Source organism: Bradyrhizobium sp. URHD0069 (genome assembly GCF_000701345.1).
Taxonomy (GTDB): Bacteria; Pseudomonadota; Alphaproteobacteria; order Rhizobiales; family Xanthobacteraceae; genus Bradyrhizobium.
This window is the reverse complement of the sequence record NZ_JNIJ01000026.1, coordinates 84,135-98,372: the sequence shown is the minus strand read 5'-3', so window position 1 is coordinate 98,372 and position 14,238 is coordinate 84,135. Positions and strand designations below refer to the sequence as shown.

15 protein-coding genes and 1 pseudogene are annotated in these 14,238 nt (G+C 60.0%); 5 read left to right on the top strand and 11 right to left on the bottom strand.

The window, feature by feature from the left end; all coding sequences use genetic code 11:
• The 7 genes from N554_RS0117370 to N554_RS42090 all read right to left on the bottom strand — a co-directional run.
• Window positions 1-727: IS110 family RNA-guided transposase (locus N554_RS0117370; RefSeq protein ID WP_029584620.1), on the bottom strand; the 727-nt coding region annotated here is incomplete at its 3' end.
• A gap of 324 nt (window positions 728-1,051) precedes the next feature.
• On the bottom strand, window positions 1,052-1,240 hold the full coding sequence (locus N554_RS35985; RefSeq protein WP_036053444.1) for a hypothetical protein: 189 nt from the start codon (window positions 1,238-1,240) through the stop codon (window positions 1,052-1,054).
• Window positions 1,237-1,728, bottom strand: coding sequence for a hypothetical protein (locus N554_RS0117360; RefSeq protein ID WP_371259494.1), 492 nt, complete (start codon window positions 1,726-1,728; stop codon window positions 1,237-1,239). Before N554_RS0117360 ends, N554_RS35985 begins: the two co-directional genes overlap by 4 nt.
• Before the next feature lie 24 nt (window positions 1,729-1,752).
• The gene (locus tag N554_RS0117355; RefSeq protein WP_051677535.1) at window positions 1,753-2,367 is read right to left on the bottom strand and encodes an SOS response-associated peptidase; all 615 of its coding nucleotides are present in this window, start codon (window positions 2,365-2,367) and stop codon (window positions 1,753-1,755) included.
• Between the two features lie 3 nt (window positions 2,368-2,370).
• Window positions 2,371-2,757 carry an ASCH domain-containing protein gene (locus tag N554_RS0117350; protein ID WP_029584617.1) on the bottom strand — a complete coding sequence of 129 codons (387 nt, stop codon included), beginning with the start codon at window positions 2,755-2,757 and terminating at the stop codon, window positions 2,371-2,373.
• 5 nt (window positions 2,758-2,762) lie between these two features.
• Window positions 2,763-3,176: a hypothetical protein gene (locus tag N554_RS0117345; protein WP_029584616.1), complete on the bottom strand. Its 414-nt coding sequence runs from the start codon at window positions 3,174-3,176 to the stop codon at window positions 2,763-2,765.
• A 226-nt stretch (window positions 3,177-3,402) separates the two neighbouring features.
• Window positions 3,403-3,912, bottom strand: a complete 510-nt coding sequence (locus tag N554_RS42090) for a hypothetical protein (protein ID WP_245283635.1) — start codon at window positions 3,910-3,912, stop codon at window positions 3,403-3,405.
• Between the two features lie 604 nt (window positions 3,913-4,516).
• On the opposite strand from N554_RS42090, the gene N554_RS38440 reads away from it, so the two are divergent.
• Both N554_RS38440 and N554_RS38430 read left to right on the top strand, forming a co-directional pair.
• The gene (locus tag N554_RS38440) at window positions 4,517-4,771 is read left to right on the top strand and encodes a hypothetical protein (protein ID WP_081851297.1); all 255 of its coding nucleotides are present in this window, start codon (window positions 4,517-4,519) and stop codon (window positions 4,769-4,771) included.
• An 851-nt stretch (window positions 4,772-5,622) separates the two neighbouring features.
• Window positions 5,623-6,267, top strand: coding sequence for an alpha/beta fold hydrolase (locus N554_RS38430; protein ID WP_245283634.1), 645 nt, complete (start codon window positions 5,623-5,625; stop codon window positions 6,265-6,267).
• 373 nt (window positions 6,268-6,640) lie between these two features.
• Here the strand turns inward: N554_RS38430 and N554_RS0117310 are convergent, their stop codons facing one another.
• The 4 genes from N554_RS0117310 to N554_RS0117300 form a co-directional block, all read right to left on the bottom strand.
• The gene (locus tag N554_RS0117310; RefSeq protein ID WP_051677533.1) at window positions 6,641-9,145 is read right to left on the bottom strand and encodes a two-component system VirA-like sensor kinase; all 2,505 of its coding nucleotides are present in this window, start codon (window positions 9,143-9,145) and stop codon (window positions 6,641-6,643) included.
• Window positions 9,142-10,128 carry a cytochrome-c peroxidase gene (locus N554_RS0117305; RefSeq protein ID WP_029584612.1) on the bottom strand — a complete coding sequence of 329 codons (987 nt, stop codon included), beginning with the start codon at window positions 10,126-10,128 and terminating at the stop codon, window positions 9,142-9,144. Before N554_RS0117305 ends, N554_RS0117310 begins: the two co-directional genes overlap by 4 nt.
• Window positions 10,125-10,838, bottom strand: coding sequence for a DUF1127 domain-containing protein (locus N554_RS38425; protein WP_197033604.1), 714 nt, complete (start codon window positions 10,836-10,838; stop codon window positions 10,125-10,127). Before N554_RS38425 ends, N554_RS0117305 begins: the two co-directional genes overlap by 4 nt.
• A gap of 184 nt (window positions 10,839-11,022) precedes the next feature.
• Entirely contained in the window at window positions 11,023-11,832 is an 810-nt protein-coding gene (locus N554_RS0117300) for a response regulator (protein WP_081851294.1), read from the bottom strand.
• Between the two features lie 326 nt (window positions 11,833-12,158).
• Between N554_RS0117300 and N554_RS43035 the strand changes: the two are divergent.
• The 3 genes and pseudogenes from N554_RS43035 to N554_RS0117285 all read left to right on the top strand — a co-directional run.
• Window positions 12,159-12,677 (top strand): annotated as a pseudogene (locus N554_RS43035) (AMP-binding protein); the annotation flags it as partial.
• Window positions 12,678-12,804: 127 nt separating this feature from the next.
• Window positions 12,805-13,758 carry a class I adenylate-forming enzyme family protein gene (locus N554_RS42715; RefSeq protein ID WP_256378744.1) on the top strand — a complete coding sequence of 318 codons (954 nt, stop codon included), beginning with the start codon at window positions 12,805-12,807 and terminating at the stop codon, window positions 13,756-13,758.
• Window positions 13,759-13,849: 91 nt separating this feature from the next.
• Complete coding sequence (locus tag N554_RS0117285; RefSeq protein WP_029584608.1) at window positions 13,850-14,128, top strand: hypothetical protein; 279 nt, start codon at window positions 13,850-13,852, stop codon at window positions 14,126-14,128.
• Window positions 14,129-14,238: the final 110 nt, after the last annotated feature.

Below are 14,238 nucleotides of genomic sequence, written 5' to 3'. Positions count from 1 at the left end.
ATGCCTCGCCGGTTCCAATGGCAGCGACCACGGCGGTCGAGATCAGTGGGCCAATGCCGGGAACGCTCATGAGGCGCTGGCAGTTGGCTTCCTTCTCGCTGATCTTCTCGATCTCGCTGGCGATCGTCTCGATTCGCTCATCGAGCAAAATCCAGTCTTCATAAAGGCCAGCGATCAGGCCGCTCATCCGTGGTGATATCTCGTCCTTGCGGTTCTTTAAAATTGCGGGGAGAGAGTTGCGCAGAGCTCTTGCTCCAGTCCTAACCGCGATGCCTTGCTCGATAAGGAACGCTCGGATCTGATTGATAGTCGCCGTCCGCCGCGAGACCAGGCGGGAGCGAACTCGATGGCAGGCCTGGAGATCGAGTTGATCCTGCGTCTTCTCGCGCACGGTGCGCAGGTTCGGCCGTAGGGATGCTTCGGCAATCGCCTCGGCGTCGTTGTAATCGTTCTTCTGCCCCTTCACGAACGGCTTCACATAGATCGCCGGGATAATCCTCGGCTCATGGCCCAGCTGCCGCAGGGCCCGGCTGACAAAGTGCGCACTGAGGCATGCCTCCATTCCGACCACACAAGGTGGCAACTTCTTGAAGGTCTCGGCTAGTGCCAGTCGCTTGATCTTGCGACGAAAAGCAATCTTGCCGTCAGTGCCGAAGCCGACGATGTGGAAGACTTCCTTGCCAATGTCGATGCCGATCGAGGCAAAGGGCGGTGTGGTGGTATCCATGAGCTGCTTCTCCGGGTGCTGCGGTATAGTCTTTGCAGACTATCCCCGTGGGGGAAGCAGCCGGTCCATCCCATTATCGGACATGGCGCGATGTCCGACTTGAGTCCGGAATGCGCGTCAAACCGGACATCATTGCCGATGCCGCGCCGGCTTGCGACGTTCCCGATAGTGGTGCGACACCGCGCTAATGCACGGTGCCTTGACCGGGTGGTGGCAGGGGGCTGGTTCCTCCAAGCATCGTGGACGTGCTCGGCGACTTGGCCGAGATCGCGCATGTCGAACCACCGGCCGCAGCCGGGCATTTCATGTGATGATCGGCCGGTCCTAGCGATGCCGTTGGCGTCCTGACCCGGTTTCGTCATCTACGCCTATGACCTTGTATTCAAACACGACGCCTTCAGGATCGTTCATCACGAACCACTCATCGGCAAGGTCCGAGTTTGCAAACACCTTGAGATGGTCACGGTCGCCGACCTGTTTTCTTGTATCGACGTAAATCCAGACTGTTTTCATCGATCTCGCGCCAGCTTGCGGCGTCCCCAGTGAGGGTCCTTGCGAGACGGGTTAAACGCGCGAACGTGGCCCCGGTTCAATGCCCGCATGACGCCGATTCGCGCAAACATCGTCGGTCTGCCTAGCTCGACCACCAGCATCAGCGCCTCGATTGCGGCCTGCCATTCCGGCTCTGCGGCTTCCTTTTTCGGAAGCTCGGTGATGTAGGTTGGGGCGTCGCGCAGGGTGATCAGCGCCAGTCCGGCAGGCAGGGCTATCGGTTCGTCGAATTGCCGTTTCCAGCCTTGATCAGGCGCGTGGCGCGCTAATGGCGGCGGCTTCGCCAATCGATCGCATTCTTCGCGAATGTAAGGCAGGGCTCTTAGAATGTCCTGACGCGGGGCCCAATGCGATCTGCCGAACGAGTCGGTGAAGCCGATCCGCTGATAGTCGCCTTTTGCCAGTTTCTGGTGGGCCGGAACAAGGTAAGCCGAAAACTGCTCTCCCACCGTCACTTTCACCGGGAAACCAGCTCAGGGCATCGTCGGGCAAGGGCGCTGCAGTGCCTTCGCTTCATCCCACGGCGCGCGCATCCATACGTACCGTTCTTCATCGGTCGTCAAAATCACCGGCATCGCCTTCGGGTGGATCGGCTCGACGATGGCATTCGGCGACGTCGTCAGAAAACCATAGACAAGATGCGGGCCCGAAATCGGTTTTGATTTGGTGCCTCGGTCGCCTTTGAACTCGGTCCAAATGCCGCCGAAGGCGAACAGCGGCCGGTCGTCATTGAGCGCGAACCAGACCACGTCCTTTTTCTTGGTCTCAGGATTGGGTTCTGGCGCGTATTCCGCGAAACTGTTTGCCGGGACCAGGCACCGGCTTTCCGGCCTCAGCCACCCGCGCCAGTGAGGGGAAGTGGTATTGCGGATGTTGGTCACCGGCGGTCCGCCGGTTCTCGGAGGCGGCGGCATGCCCCAGCGCATCAGCACCATCTCGCGTTCGGCACCGGAATTGCGGACCACGGGCGCGGGATAATCGGGAAACACGCCGGGCATCGGCGGCAGGTTGCCAACGTAGCGGTTGACCACGCGGAACAGCGCAGCGATGGCCGCTTGGTTCGTCGTGATGCTGTAGAGATTGCACATTTGTCAGTACCGCTCGATCACATGCTCCACTCGGAAGCGCTCGCACCAAAGCATCATCTGCGGCTCAAATAGACCAGCCCGCGTGAAATAGCGCTTGTGTGCTTCGCGCCAATACGCGAGTGACCGATCGCCTTCACCTTCGTCATAGGCAAATGCCTCATCGACTTGATCGAACTGGCGCTGCGTTAGCTCGATCGTTTTCAGCACGACGCGCGGCCTGTTCTTGCCATCGAGCGCCACCATGGGTTTTCCTACAGCGGCTCCTTTCAGCCCCTCGCTAACCGCCCAACACGTAGCGCGCTTTTTGCCTTCGAGCACCAGCCCGACGAGTTCATCGGCCAGTGCTGGATGGTCGCCAAATGAAAATGTTTCGAGTAATTGCCAGTCCATGCGCACTATCGTTCTCCCGGCCACCACGTCGAGGGCGGATCGCTCGCCGTGATCCTGGTCGTGCGCAGCGCGACCAGATGGCTCCGCTTGTAGGGATAGCCCCGGACTTCGGAGCACTGGCGGCAACGCATGTATCGCTCCAGTTCATGGATGGGCGTCGTCTTCGGCCGACGCACGATATTCAACGGGACCGTTTGATGCGTGCTGCAGCCAAGGCATTTCACCTCAAGATACAGGTAGCTGGTGTTCAGCGCGTCACCCAGTGCCGGGGAGGGCTGGGCCGGTCCCTGAAAACCGAGCATGCGCTTGTTCCAGGCTTCACAGGCGAGCCGATCAGCGACCTTGCGCGCTTCAGCGGCGCGCTCCGCCGATGCCCTGACCGATGCGCCGTAGATCGTCTCGCGTGACTTGGTGCCCATGCCGCGCAGAATGCCCCCGGCCGGGCGGTACCGGCAAGCCGCTACAGCTTGCGAGCTGACGTCGCAGTTCCACAAGCTGTTTGTTGAAAACCGCCGTGCCAGGTCTGCATGCAGAAATCCGGCACCGCGCCGTGATGGTGGCATGCACCCGGCGGCCGGTGTGGTTCACTCCAGAACCTCATATTCGAACGCGACGCCCTCCGGGTCGTTTTCCGTAAGCCATGTCTCAGCAGCGTCCTCGCTCGCAAAGACCTTTAGGTGCTCGCGGTCGCCGACCTGCTTGCTGGTGTCGACGTAAACCCAAACCGTCATTGGTCTCTCTTGAGCTTTCTCCGCCCCCCCAGTGATGTTCCTTGCGCGACGGATCAAACTCCCGAACATGATACCGGTTCAATGCGCGCATCATGCCATTCCGGGCGAACATTGTCGGACCCCCTAGATCAGCCACCAACATCAGCGCCTCGATCGCGGCCTGCCATTTCGGCAGGGCCCACTCCTTTTTCGGCAGGTTGGTGATGTAGGTCGCGGCGTCATGCAGGGTGAGCAGCATTCGGCCGTCGGGCAGCGGGATCGGATCATCAAATTCGCGCTGCCAGCCGCGATGATTCACGCGGCGGCGGATCACGTTTTCCGATCCTTGCTGAACGGCACCGCATGGCCCCGTAATCGGACGGATCGCGCTCGCTCGGCGATGAGCGATCCCGAAAACCCTCGCGTCACCGTGATTGCCGGTCACGGTTGCGCCGACGTTCGGACCAAGCGAAAAATGCTTTTGCGATCAGTGCGTGGAAATAGGTTTTTTGTCCGAATGAGCGTTGAAAGTATTCAGCCGCCGAAACCCTTCCAAGCTGAATACGAGGGTTCGATTCCCTTCACCCGCTCCAATGTTTTCAGCTGCTTAGGCGAGGCCGGGTTCCTCATTCCGACAAAGCGGGCCGAGTCATTCCGACAAAGTTTTCTCGGACTGTTCGCGGCGCCTGCACGGCATTGACGTCGTCGTGCTATCGTCGATCTGCACGAAGTAGGCTGGCCGGTATATTGGATTGGTACCAATCGTCCTGGAATGTCACTCTTGGCACGAACGGACCTGCCGATCCTCCTAGCGAACGTCGGTGATGAGGGGGATGCCGTTGCAAAAGTCTTTTTGGGGTGACGGACAAAATTGTCAGGGGCGCTGACGCGTGTCGCACGTGGCGGCGTGACGGACCACGTCGTTGCAAACTCTCACGACGCGTTGAATGATCGTGAGCAGATGTGGCGTTTAAAAATTCCCGCAGCTATCCACATGTCGTGAGTACGGCCAAACGTCTTTGGCTTGCTTCACGTAAAGGAGAAGTTTTATGACGCCAATCAAGCTCTTGTCAGTCGGATTGATCGCCACCGCCATGCTGGCAACGCCCGCCATGGCTCGCGAAAATTACGCAGCCAGGCGGCACGCCGCTGAAAACGCCTATGCGAGCGTCCCTCCCACGGCTCGTTATGTTTATCGTGGAGATATTTATGGCGGAGCCTGCATTCCGGCGCCGCGCGTCGGCGCATTTGCTACAGAACCCTGGGGTGGTGGCAATATCCCTTGCGAGACTGGCGGGTACTGAGTTGAAGGGAGGCGGGCGCCAGGGCTGAAAACAATGCTGCTGAAAACAATGTTTATGCGAAAATAGGCGGCGCCAGAAAATCGTCGCCTTGGGTATTTCGTTGCCCGTAAGCCCGGTGCGACGCCTCGCAACGGCACACCGCGAATCGACCACTTCGGCCAGCCAGACTGGCTTCAAATGAGCTAGATCGTGCTCATCAATCGCCTGGGCTAGGTCAGGAGAGGTGCGAGGCATTTGCACCTGGCCGCGCGCCTGGTCTCGCGCGGAGCGGTGTGAAGCTTTGGTGTGAAGCCTTGGTGTGAAGCAACGGCTTCGGGGTGGTTTTACGGCACGCCGCATGATCACCCCGACATGATCACCCCGATTTGATTTGAGCAATCTTGGAGCTGTTACAGATTGCTGCGGTACAGGCTTACGCGCCACGTAAGAACGGAGATGGGTCGCTTGGAGAAAATGCGATGCGTTCTGTTCTGGCTTTGGGCCTTTTGATCGCTCTTTGTGCTTCTGCGAGCGCCGCCCCAAGAGGGCATTCTTCCAAATCGCGACATGTCGTCGTTCGTCCCAGCCATGCCGTGACCTCGAGCTTCGGTATGCTCCCAAGCGACGCGGTTCCGGGTGGTGCGCGGATCTACCGCGACGACACGGTTCCGGGTGGTGTGCGTACCTACCACGATGATCCCCCTTCCTACGATGATCCATCCAAGTTTGGCGGCGGCTGATCTGCGGCGGCCTGATTAAGCGCGCGCCAAAGATCGCGTGAGACGAGCGTAAGAAAGGCAGTCGCGATGAACTCCGCGGCAATCAGCCATCGCGTTTCGCATCCTCATGTTCGGTGAACAGGAGGGCACCAAGTGAAGAGCTTCCGTCTTTTAGTTGCTCTGTTGTTGGTGACGTTGCCGCTGCGCTACGCCGCTGCGGAAGAGTTATGGAAGACATTGCCGCCGACGCCGACTCCGGTCGCAGGTGGTCACGCCGACCGCACCGAAATCAACGGCATCCGGCTGTATCATGTTGAGGTCGGCGCCGGCCCGCCGGTGGTGCTGTTGCATGGAGGGCTCGCCAACTCCGACTATCTTGCCGATCAGGCGCGGGTGCTGGCGCAGGCGCACCGCGTTATTCTGGTAGACAGCCGCGGTCACGGGCGCAGCACGCGCGACCAGCGGCCGTTCGGCTACGACCTGATGGCGGATGACGTCATCGCGCTGCTCGACAATCTAAAGATCGACAAGGCGGCCATCATCGGCTGGAGCGACGGCGGTATCACAGCTCCGCGCCATCCGGACACCGGTGTGGGTGGTGGATGGCGAGCACGACGAAGGCATCAAGCGCGAGCACACCGAATATATTGCAGCCACGATTCCAGGCGCACGGCTGCTGTTCCTCGCCAACGTCAGCCATTTTGCCTTCATACAGGATCCCGCCTCGTTCAACGATGCGATCCAGCGTTTCCTTGCCGAGCAATAGCCCTACAGATCGACCTCACTGCAAGTTCGTGACCGTACCGGCGCGAGGCAAGATCGTAAGCAGTACCGCCGCAACGGTCGCTTTGAGACGTCAGCACTCGCGGCAAAACCGAACGGTGAACTCGATTTGGGAACGATCTGGTATACCCATGTCGCGCAGCGTCTGATCCTCGAACTCAGTCAGCGCACGGACGGCTCGTTGGATCTCACATTCGTTTCTCCAGTAAATCCACGGCGAAGAGATGCTTCGGAGGGATACATCGAGAGAGCTGTTGTCCATCTTGATACTCCGCGACTGATGACCGGAGTAAATTTCGCCCTTTGCTGTTACGACTTGATCTCTCCGTGTGGAGATGTGGTTACATCGGAAATGCTCGGATCTTGTTGCCGCCACAGATCGCTCGGATCACTGCGTCGGTGACGGCAACAGATGCTGCTCCGGATGTGTGATAACCGTGTCCCACGTCGAGTTCTGGGCGAGCGTGACTGCGATCTCTTCGGCAACTATCGGCCAGCGAACGACATCAGCGAGTCCCACCGTCATGAGTGTATCAGCGCTTATCTCAATGGCAGAGCTGATGGCGATCACGATCGGAAGATGTGGAACGAGCGCGTGCAACGCTGTTGCCAATTCGAGCGTTCGGCCGGGCGATCCGAGTTCGCCGAGGACCGCCATGTCAAAGCGTCCCGGGTTCGCCTTGCATGCGGCGAGCGCCGCATCAGCGGTTGCGAAGCCCACCGCCTCATATCCGAGCGCTGCAAGCATTTCCTCGTCTCTCAGCATGCAGTCGTCGTCTCCGGCGACAAGCATGACAACCTCGCCCTTTCCTGTGGGAAGCACGGCTGCACTTAGTTCCGACAACGACACGGTGGCGGTAACCCGGGGCAGCCAAACCTCGAATCGGCTTCCCTTGTTGGGTTTGCTGTGTACGTTCATGCCTCCACCATGATCGCGCACAATCTCGCGTACCGTCGCGAGGCCCAGGCCGTTCCCCGACGCCCGGGTAGTGAAGAAAGGTTCGAAAATGCGTCTCAGTGTCGGTTCGTCCATACCCTTGCCGATGTCGGAAACGGCTATGCAAACGTACTGACCGGGCTCAAGTTCGTCCTGGCTTAGCGAAATCGCTTCGGAAACTTGGCGCAGCTCGGTTGCGATTTCGATGCGGCCGCCATTCGCCATCGCGTTGGCTGCATTGTGGCACAGGTTGAGAAGCACCTGCTGAAGCTGGGCGTGCTCACCGAGGACGATCGCCGCGACCGGCGTCTGATGGATCGCAAGCTCGATGTGAGAAGGCAGCGAAACTTGCAGCATAGAGGCGGTCTCGGCGATCAAGGCGCTGATGCTCAGAGGCTTGCGGCGAATATCGCGACGGCGACCGAAAGCCAGGATTTGGCTGACGAGATCCTGCGCCCGCTCAGCGCTGCGGCGGATTCCGTCAAGATTACCAATGAGTTTGGCATCCGAGCCCACGTGGTGTTCCATCACCTCCGAATGGCCGAGAATGCCGCCTAGTATGTTGTTGAAGTTGTGAGCAATGCCGCTGGTGAAGGTACCGATCGTCTCCATGCGGCGCGCCTGCTGCAAACGCGCTTCCAGGCGCCTGCGCTCCTTTTCAATCGCATTTCGTTCGACCGCGTGAACAAGCGTATCCAGCGCCATACGTAAAAGGGCGAGCTCGCCAACATGCGAAATGCGGCAAGGCCTGCCGACCGTGTCAAAGCCGAGTGTGGCCGTCCGTCCCTCGTGGTCGGTACTGGTCACGCATGCCCATCCGCCAATACCCAAGCTGTCCAAGGTATTCTTTTCGTCGCCCGGCGGCATTTGAGAGACCCGGGGGATATGGACTACGCCGTCGGGGCCGGTCTTGATCCGCGCCGCGAGGTCGGACGCCAGCTCGGGCCACCCGGGCGGAGCGCTCTTTCCAGGCTGGTGCCAAACCCGTGAAGGCCCGCTAAGGCGGGACATCACAAGATATACGCGCTCAGCGCCGCTATAAGCCGTCAGGTCGGCCATCGCCCGGTCGATTTCAGCATCGAGATCCTGCGGCCGCGCATTGATGAAGCGCATCGATATTTGAGCGATCACGTGCTCCAGTGCAGCACGGCGTTGCAGCGCATTGGCGCGCGACTTGAGGCGGAGGCCGAGGTCAATGAGGAACACCACGAGCAACAGGGAAGTCCCGTAGAGCAGCACGCGGAACCAGCGCGCCAACTTCCTCGACGCAATCTGCCGTTTGAGAATCAGGGCGCGAAGCTCGTCCTGATTTTGCTTTTGCGGCAATCCGCGCATCTCGCTCAACGCGCGGTCAACGGAGGGCAGGAGCGTATGCAGTAGTCGTCCATGGGCAAGCAATGCCTCGACCGAATCCTCCTGGCTGGTTCGGTTGGCCTGCCGGTCAAGTTCGTCGAGGCGCTCATGGACGTCGCGCGCCGTTCCCGGCGATCTGTCGAGCGTCAGGTGAAGGATCGCAGCAGCGGTAGCGCTGATCGCTGGGTCTAGATCCGAGGAGATCGAACGGACGCTGAAGCGTCCGAGAAACGACAATGAGTTGTAAAGGAGGGCGTTTTCGGTTTTGAACAACTCCACCAAGCCTTCCTGCCGGTCAATCAACGCGGCCAGCCGGTCGACTGCTTGCATCGTCTCGTGATCGATGGCGGAGATCGAACGCAGCCGCTCGATCGAGGAGCGCAAGGCCTTGATCTGTTTCACCAGTGGATCGTAGTTGCGCAACATGCCGGTGCGGGCGGTGAAGATGTCCCGGTAGAGCTCGCTCTCGATCATTCGGAAGCGATCGAGTTCGGCGAGTGCACGATCGAAGAGCTCAGCCTGTGGATTGATTGAGCGCAACGAGAACCAGCTGAGCAGTACGACGAGGCAGACGAACTTGGCGACGTGCGGTGCGATGCTCATGGCATCGCTCCAGTGACCGGATTGCCACGATAATTTCCGGTAAGAGTGTTGAGGAATGCCACCAGCAGCGTGACCTGGTCATCGGTCAGTTTCCGCATCAGCTGCGCCGTGGCCATGCGGCGCACGGCCCCCTCGAGGGTTGCCGCGCTGCCATCATGGAAATAGGGCGCCGTCGTCGCGATGTTGCGCAGGCTCGGCACGCGCATCCTGGCTGGACCGGAAACCGACCCGCGGAACACTCCCAACCGCCCGAACAAGTTGCCCCCGACGTTGACCCCCTGATGGCAGGAGCTGCATCCGAGTGACTTGAACATGCGATACCCGTCCAGCTCGGTTGTAGTAAGCGCCGATGCATCGCCTTCGAGCCAGCGATCGAACCGGCTCCCTGGAGTGAGCAGGGAGCTTTCAAAGGTCACAAGCGCATCGAGGAAGCTTTCCCGGTCCGGCGCATGACCATAGGCAGCGTCGAACTGTCTGATCATCCCCGGATCGGCGTTCAGCTTACGAATGACTTCGGCAGTGCTGGTGTGCATGTTGGCGGGATTCTCGAGGGATGCCTCGGCTTGTGACTCGAGGGTACGGAAGCGCCCGTCCCAGGCCAGCCTGAAGTTGAGCGCAGCATTGAAAATGGTGAGCGTGTCGAACGATGGCGTTGATCCATCCTGTGACGTTCGGCTGTTGCGGCCGTTGGCTCCGTTGGTGCGAATGTCATGGCAGGACAAACAGGAAAGATCGCCATGTGCAGACAAACGGACATCGCTAAACAGGCGTTCCCCAAGAGCAAGCTTGAGGGGATCGGCGCGTGGCGGCGGCGGGATAGGCGTGATCGGCTCCTGATCGTCCGCAAGCCAGGCTTGCGGAGGTCCAGAAAGAAGCTGAGGCTCTGCGACTACTATGCTTGAGAGCAGGGCACCCGCGCAAACCGACCACAGGAGTCGGCGGCAGATCCTGGCAGTGAGTCCAAGTGAGCGCGATCGCGTCATTCCCGCCAGATTGTTCGCCTGCCAATGGATTCAATCTCCCCGCGCGATATGCCCATGTCGCGCAACATTCTGTCATCGAAGGTCCTGAGTTCGATCAAGGCCTGGTGCCTTGCTTGTCGTTCGCGGATCGCCGACAGCAAAACGGATGCGGCTGCTCTGATCGGGGCGTACCAGCGCTGTCGAGCGCTCGGCGTATGTTGTGTCGGCGCCCGATGTTCGGGGCAGGACATCGTTGCGGGAAGAGATCGCGCTTGCCCGACCAGACGCAGTCCAGCACCTTCGATAGCCGGTGTTGCCTTGCTGGAAATAGCCTTCAGGTCAGACCTCGCGCCGGGACGGCTCGACGCCGGAGGCGGCACGGGGGCGCGGCGAGCAACACATCCTTCCATAATCACCGGGGTCGGATGCCAAGCCTCGGCATAGGCCGCGCAGCCAGCGAGGAATTCCGCTACCACCCAGGAGAAGACGGCAAGCACGACGTCTAAAAAAATGTTTCCGGCATGAACCGGAATTCGTGCGAACGTTTCGGCGAACAGCCGGGAAGGGGCCGCCAGGAATGTGCGCTGGGGCTTTTCTTGCGGCCTTAACGAGAGCGGCGCTTTGTCAGAACTGGACGATCGTTCCCGAGCAGCCACGTGTCCGTCAAGCCGGCACGGTGCCCGACCAGGCGAGCTCGATGGGTCGTAGGGCATTTGTTTGAGGGCTAGCATCAGTGTCTCCCGTAGATTTCCGGTTTGGGAGACTCTGAGGGGGCTATGTTTCCGGAACATTCCGGTGCGGGCAATTGAGGCTACGGCCGTAACGCGAACCGGTGCCGCCTTTGTTGCTGCCGAACGCGCCATTCCAATCGCGCGTCGCTGTCACACGATTCCACTGCCGCCCGGCGAACCGATGTCACAATGGTTCCACTGGCAGCGTGAAGACATAACCGATGCCCCGTTCAGTTCGGATAATGGAGGGCGCGCTCGGGTCTGTCTCCAGCTTGCGACGCAGCCGCAACACCTGCACGTCGATGCTCCGGTCGAAGACATCCTCGTGAACGCGCGTCGCCTGCAAAAGACTTTCGCGGGAGAGCGGTCTCTGCGGAGCATCCAGAAACGCGGTTAAAAGCGCATATTCGCCTTTTGTGAGAACGACCGGCTCACCGGACGAGTTGATCAGGCGGCGCGTTCGCCGGTCAAGCTGCCAGTTGCCGAAGCGCCAACGACCTTTCTCGGTGTCCCGTTGCGCTGCAACTTGCCCGGCTTCCCGACGTCTCAGCACGGCTCTGATACGGGCCAGCAATTCTCTCAGGCCGAATGGCTTCGTGATGTAGTCGTCGGCGCCCAGCTCCAATCCGACCACGCGATCGATTTCGTCGCGGCGATGACCCGTGGTGATGATGACGGGAACGTCGGACTGCGCACGGATTTCGCGAAGCAGATCGAGCCCGTCCTCTTGCCCGAGCCGCAGGTCAAGCACCACCAGATCCGGCTGGTGGCGGGCAAGGAGACTCGCCGCTTCGTCCCGCCGCGCGGCAGAGATTGTTCGAATGTCGTGATCTTCGAGATAGTTCGTCACCAGGTGCCGCATGGTGATATCGTCCTCGACGACCAGGCATTTGGACGGTTTGCGGTCTGGATTCTTGTTCGGCGTTGACGATCCAAGCGACCCCAACGCGTGGCCGTTGGGATGGGTGGCTGGGCTTGTGACCCGTTCATTCATTCCAGTTCTCCGTCCCCCGCCTCCTATAGGACACGTGATCACGCGCTGCAGCACACGTTTCGGCGAGCCGCGTTAGAACGCGTAAAATTACCCTTTTTTAGGTGATTGGCGTCGTTTTCGCAGGGTCGTTCGCGGGATTGTTACGGCCGTAACTAATTTCGTGTTCGCCGCCCGACGGCCGCATGCCGAGTGTCGACGTATGCCGAAGCGCGCCATAGGGAACGCAATGCGCCGGCTTACAAACGCAACGATTTTCCCGAATGGCTGAAACAGTGCGGTAGCGGAACCCACACAATCTGGCTGCTCCAGCAGAAGGAGACCAGCCGATGAAACCAACGGCAATTCAAGTCTTGATACACCAGGCACAAGCCCGGCCGAAGAATGCAGCATTCCTGTTTCATGGCGAGGCATGGACATGCGAGAAGATCGCCAGCCAATCCGAAAGTCTCGCGCATGGGATGGTGGTACGTGGCGTGAAGCCGGGCGATCGCGTTGCTCTTCACATGATGAACCGCCCTGAGTTCATCGTTGCCTACTACGCCTGCTTTCGCATCGGCGCCGTTGCGGCCCCGTTGCGAACCGCGTTCACGTTCGCCGAACTGACACCGCTCCTGAAACGACTGAATCCTGCGCTCTATATTGGCGAAACCGGACTGTACGACAGCGTTGCGTCGGTCGACCCCGCGATCCTGCCGAAGTACAAACGCGTCATTGTTGGTGCAGGCCAGAAAGGGGATGAAAGCCTGCCATGGGAGCAGCTGTTTGAGGGAGCGAGGAGCGATGTTTCCTTGCACTCGCCGGCTGCGGACAAGCCGGCGGTACTCATCACCACATCCCGTACGACCGGTGAGCCCAAGTTCGTTGTTCACACTCTGGCAACGCTCGCTGAATCGACCGACCTTCTGATCCATGGGATGGAACAGCGAGGACATCATCGCCGCGCCTTTGCCATTGGCGCATATGAGCGGGTTGATGACTTTTCTGTCCTGCGCTCAGACCGGTGCGTTATTCGTGCTGCTCGAGAGGTTCGATGCCGACACGGTTCTCGACACGATCGAGCGACATCGTTGCAGCCTGCATGTCGGCTTTCCCGCCCAATATGCGGCCTTGCTCGACAGTTACCGCTCCCGGTCGCGCAACCTGGGGGCATTGCGATTGTGCCTGACAGGAGGCGATGCCTGTCCGATCGATCTGCAGGAGCAGGTCACCTCCGCCTTCGACGCTCCGCTGTACAATTACTGGGCTGCAACCGAAGTCTTCGGCACCCTTACTTTCGGTCCGCGACCCGGGCAAGTCACACGAATCACCAAGGATGCGCAAGTCAGGCTGGTTGACGAGAACGGCGACGATGTCCGCGACGGCGAGATCGGTGAGCTCTTGGTCCGCGGGCCAAATCTGTTCGCAGGTTACTGGAATGATCCGCAATCGACGGCGGAGAGCATGAAGTGGGGCTGGTATCATACCGGCGACCTAATGCAGCGCGGCGCAGCTGACGAATTGATATTCGTGGCCCGCAAGAAGGACATCATCATCCGAGGCGGAACCAACATTTCGCCTGTAGAAGTCGAACAGGCGATCGTTGCGGCGCATCCTTTGGTCGAGGAGGCCGCCGTGGTCGGCATACCGGACGCCGTGCTCGGCCAGCGGGTCGTCGGCTTCGTGAAGCTCGCAAAAGGGGCAGGGAAAAAGGTCATCTCCGAAGTAATCGACAATCTCGCGACACGACTAGCGGCTTACAAGGTTCCCGAGCGCCTCATGGAGCTCGATGCAATGCCTCGCAATGCGCTGAGCAAGATCGATCGGAAGGCGCTGCAGGCGATGGCCACAAATGCTGATCGGGTGCACCGCTCGCTGGCTGCATCCTCGGTTTCGCAAGCGCAGCGTTCCGACGACCGGCGATCGCGGCGGGCCGCCCCTGGCAGATAGCAATCGCTAACCAGGGTTCATGAAAACCAGGTGCGGGCGGCCGCATTCGCGCGCCGCTCGAGGGAAAAAGTTCAGCTCAGGAGACCCACTCATGCGCAAGTTGTTGGGCACTTTCGTCATGGCGGCCTTGCTCATCGGCCGTACCGCTCTCGCCGAGACTGTCGGCCTGGCAAATGGAGCAAATATATCTGGGAGCACAGGCGATGCTTCATCGGCTTCGCGGGAACTGCGACTGGCCATGCCCGCGCCGGTTGGCCATCGCCAACCGCAGGCGAGGGACATTTCCTCGGAGAGTCCCGGTGATATCGAGCGGCTCGGCGACGAGGACCGCGTTGTCGATCGCAAGCTCACTATTTGCCGCGGCTGTTGAGCAAAATGCGAACTGGACAATGAGTGGGTGCTCGTCGGCAGAAGCGATTTATCCGACGGCGAGCCTGCTCGCCACCGCTTATGCGCTGAACAATGTCTATAGTTCGCTGG

Coding starts and splice junctions, on each gene's coding strand:
- N554_RS35985 (WP_036053444.1), bottom strand. CDS start 1,240: ATGAAAACAGTCTGGATTTACGTCGATACAAGAAAACAGGTCGGCGAC.
- N554_RS0117355 (WP_051677535.1), bottom strand. CDS start 2,367: ATGTGCAATCTCTACAGCATCACGACGAACCAAGCGGCCATCGCTGCG.
- N554_RS0117350 (WP_029584617.1), bottom strand. CDS start 2,757: ATGGACTGGCAATTACTCGAAACATTTTCATTTGGCGACCATCCAGCA.
- N554_RS0117345 (WP_029584616.1), bottom strand. CDS start 3,176: ATGGGCACCAAGTCACGCGAGACGATCTACGGCGCATCGGTCAGGGCA.
- N554_RS38440 (WP_081851297.1), top strand. CDS start 4,517: ATGACGCCAATCAAGCTCTTGTCAGTCGGATTGATCGCCACCGCCATG.
- N554_RS0117310 (WP_051677533.1), bottom strand. CDS start 9,145: ATGAGCATCGCACCGCACGTCGCCAAGTTCGTCTGCCTCGTCGTACTG.
- N554_RS0117305 (WP_029584612.1), bottom strand. CDS start 10,128: ATGACGCGATCGCGCTCACTTGGACTCACTGCCAGGATCTGCCGCCGA.
- N554_RS38425 (WP_197033604.1), bottom strand. CDS start 10,838: ATGCTAGCCCTCAAACAAATGCCCTACGACCCATCGAGCTCGCCTGGT.
- N554_RS0117300 (WP_081851294.1), bottom strand. CDS start 11,832: ATGAATGAACGGGTCACAAGCCCAGCCACCCATCCCAACGGCCACGCG.
- N554_RS42715 (WP_256378744.1), top strand. CDS start 12,805: ATGACTTTTCTGTCCTGCGCTCAGACCGGTGCGTTATTCGTGCTGCTC.
- N554_RS0117285 (WP_029584608.1), top strand. CDS start 13,850: ATGCGCAAGTTGTTGGGCACTTTCGTCATGGCGGCCTTGCTCATCGGC.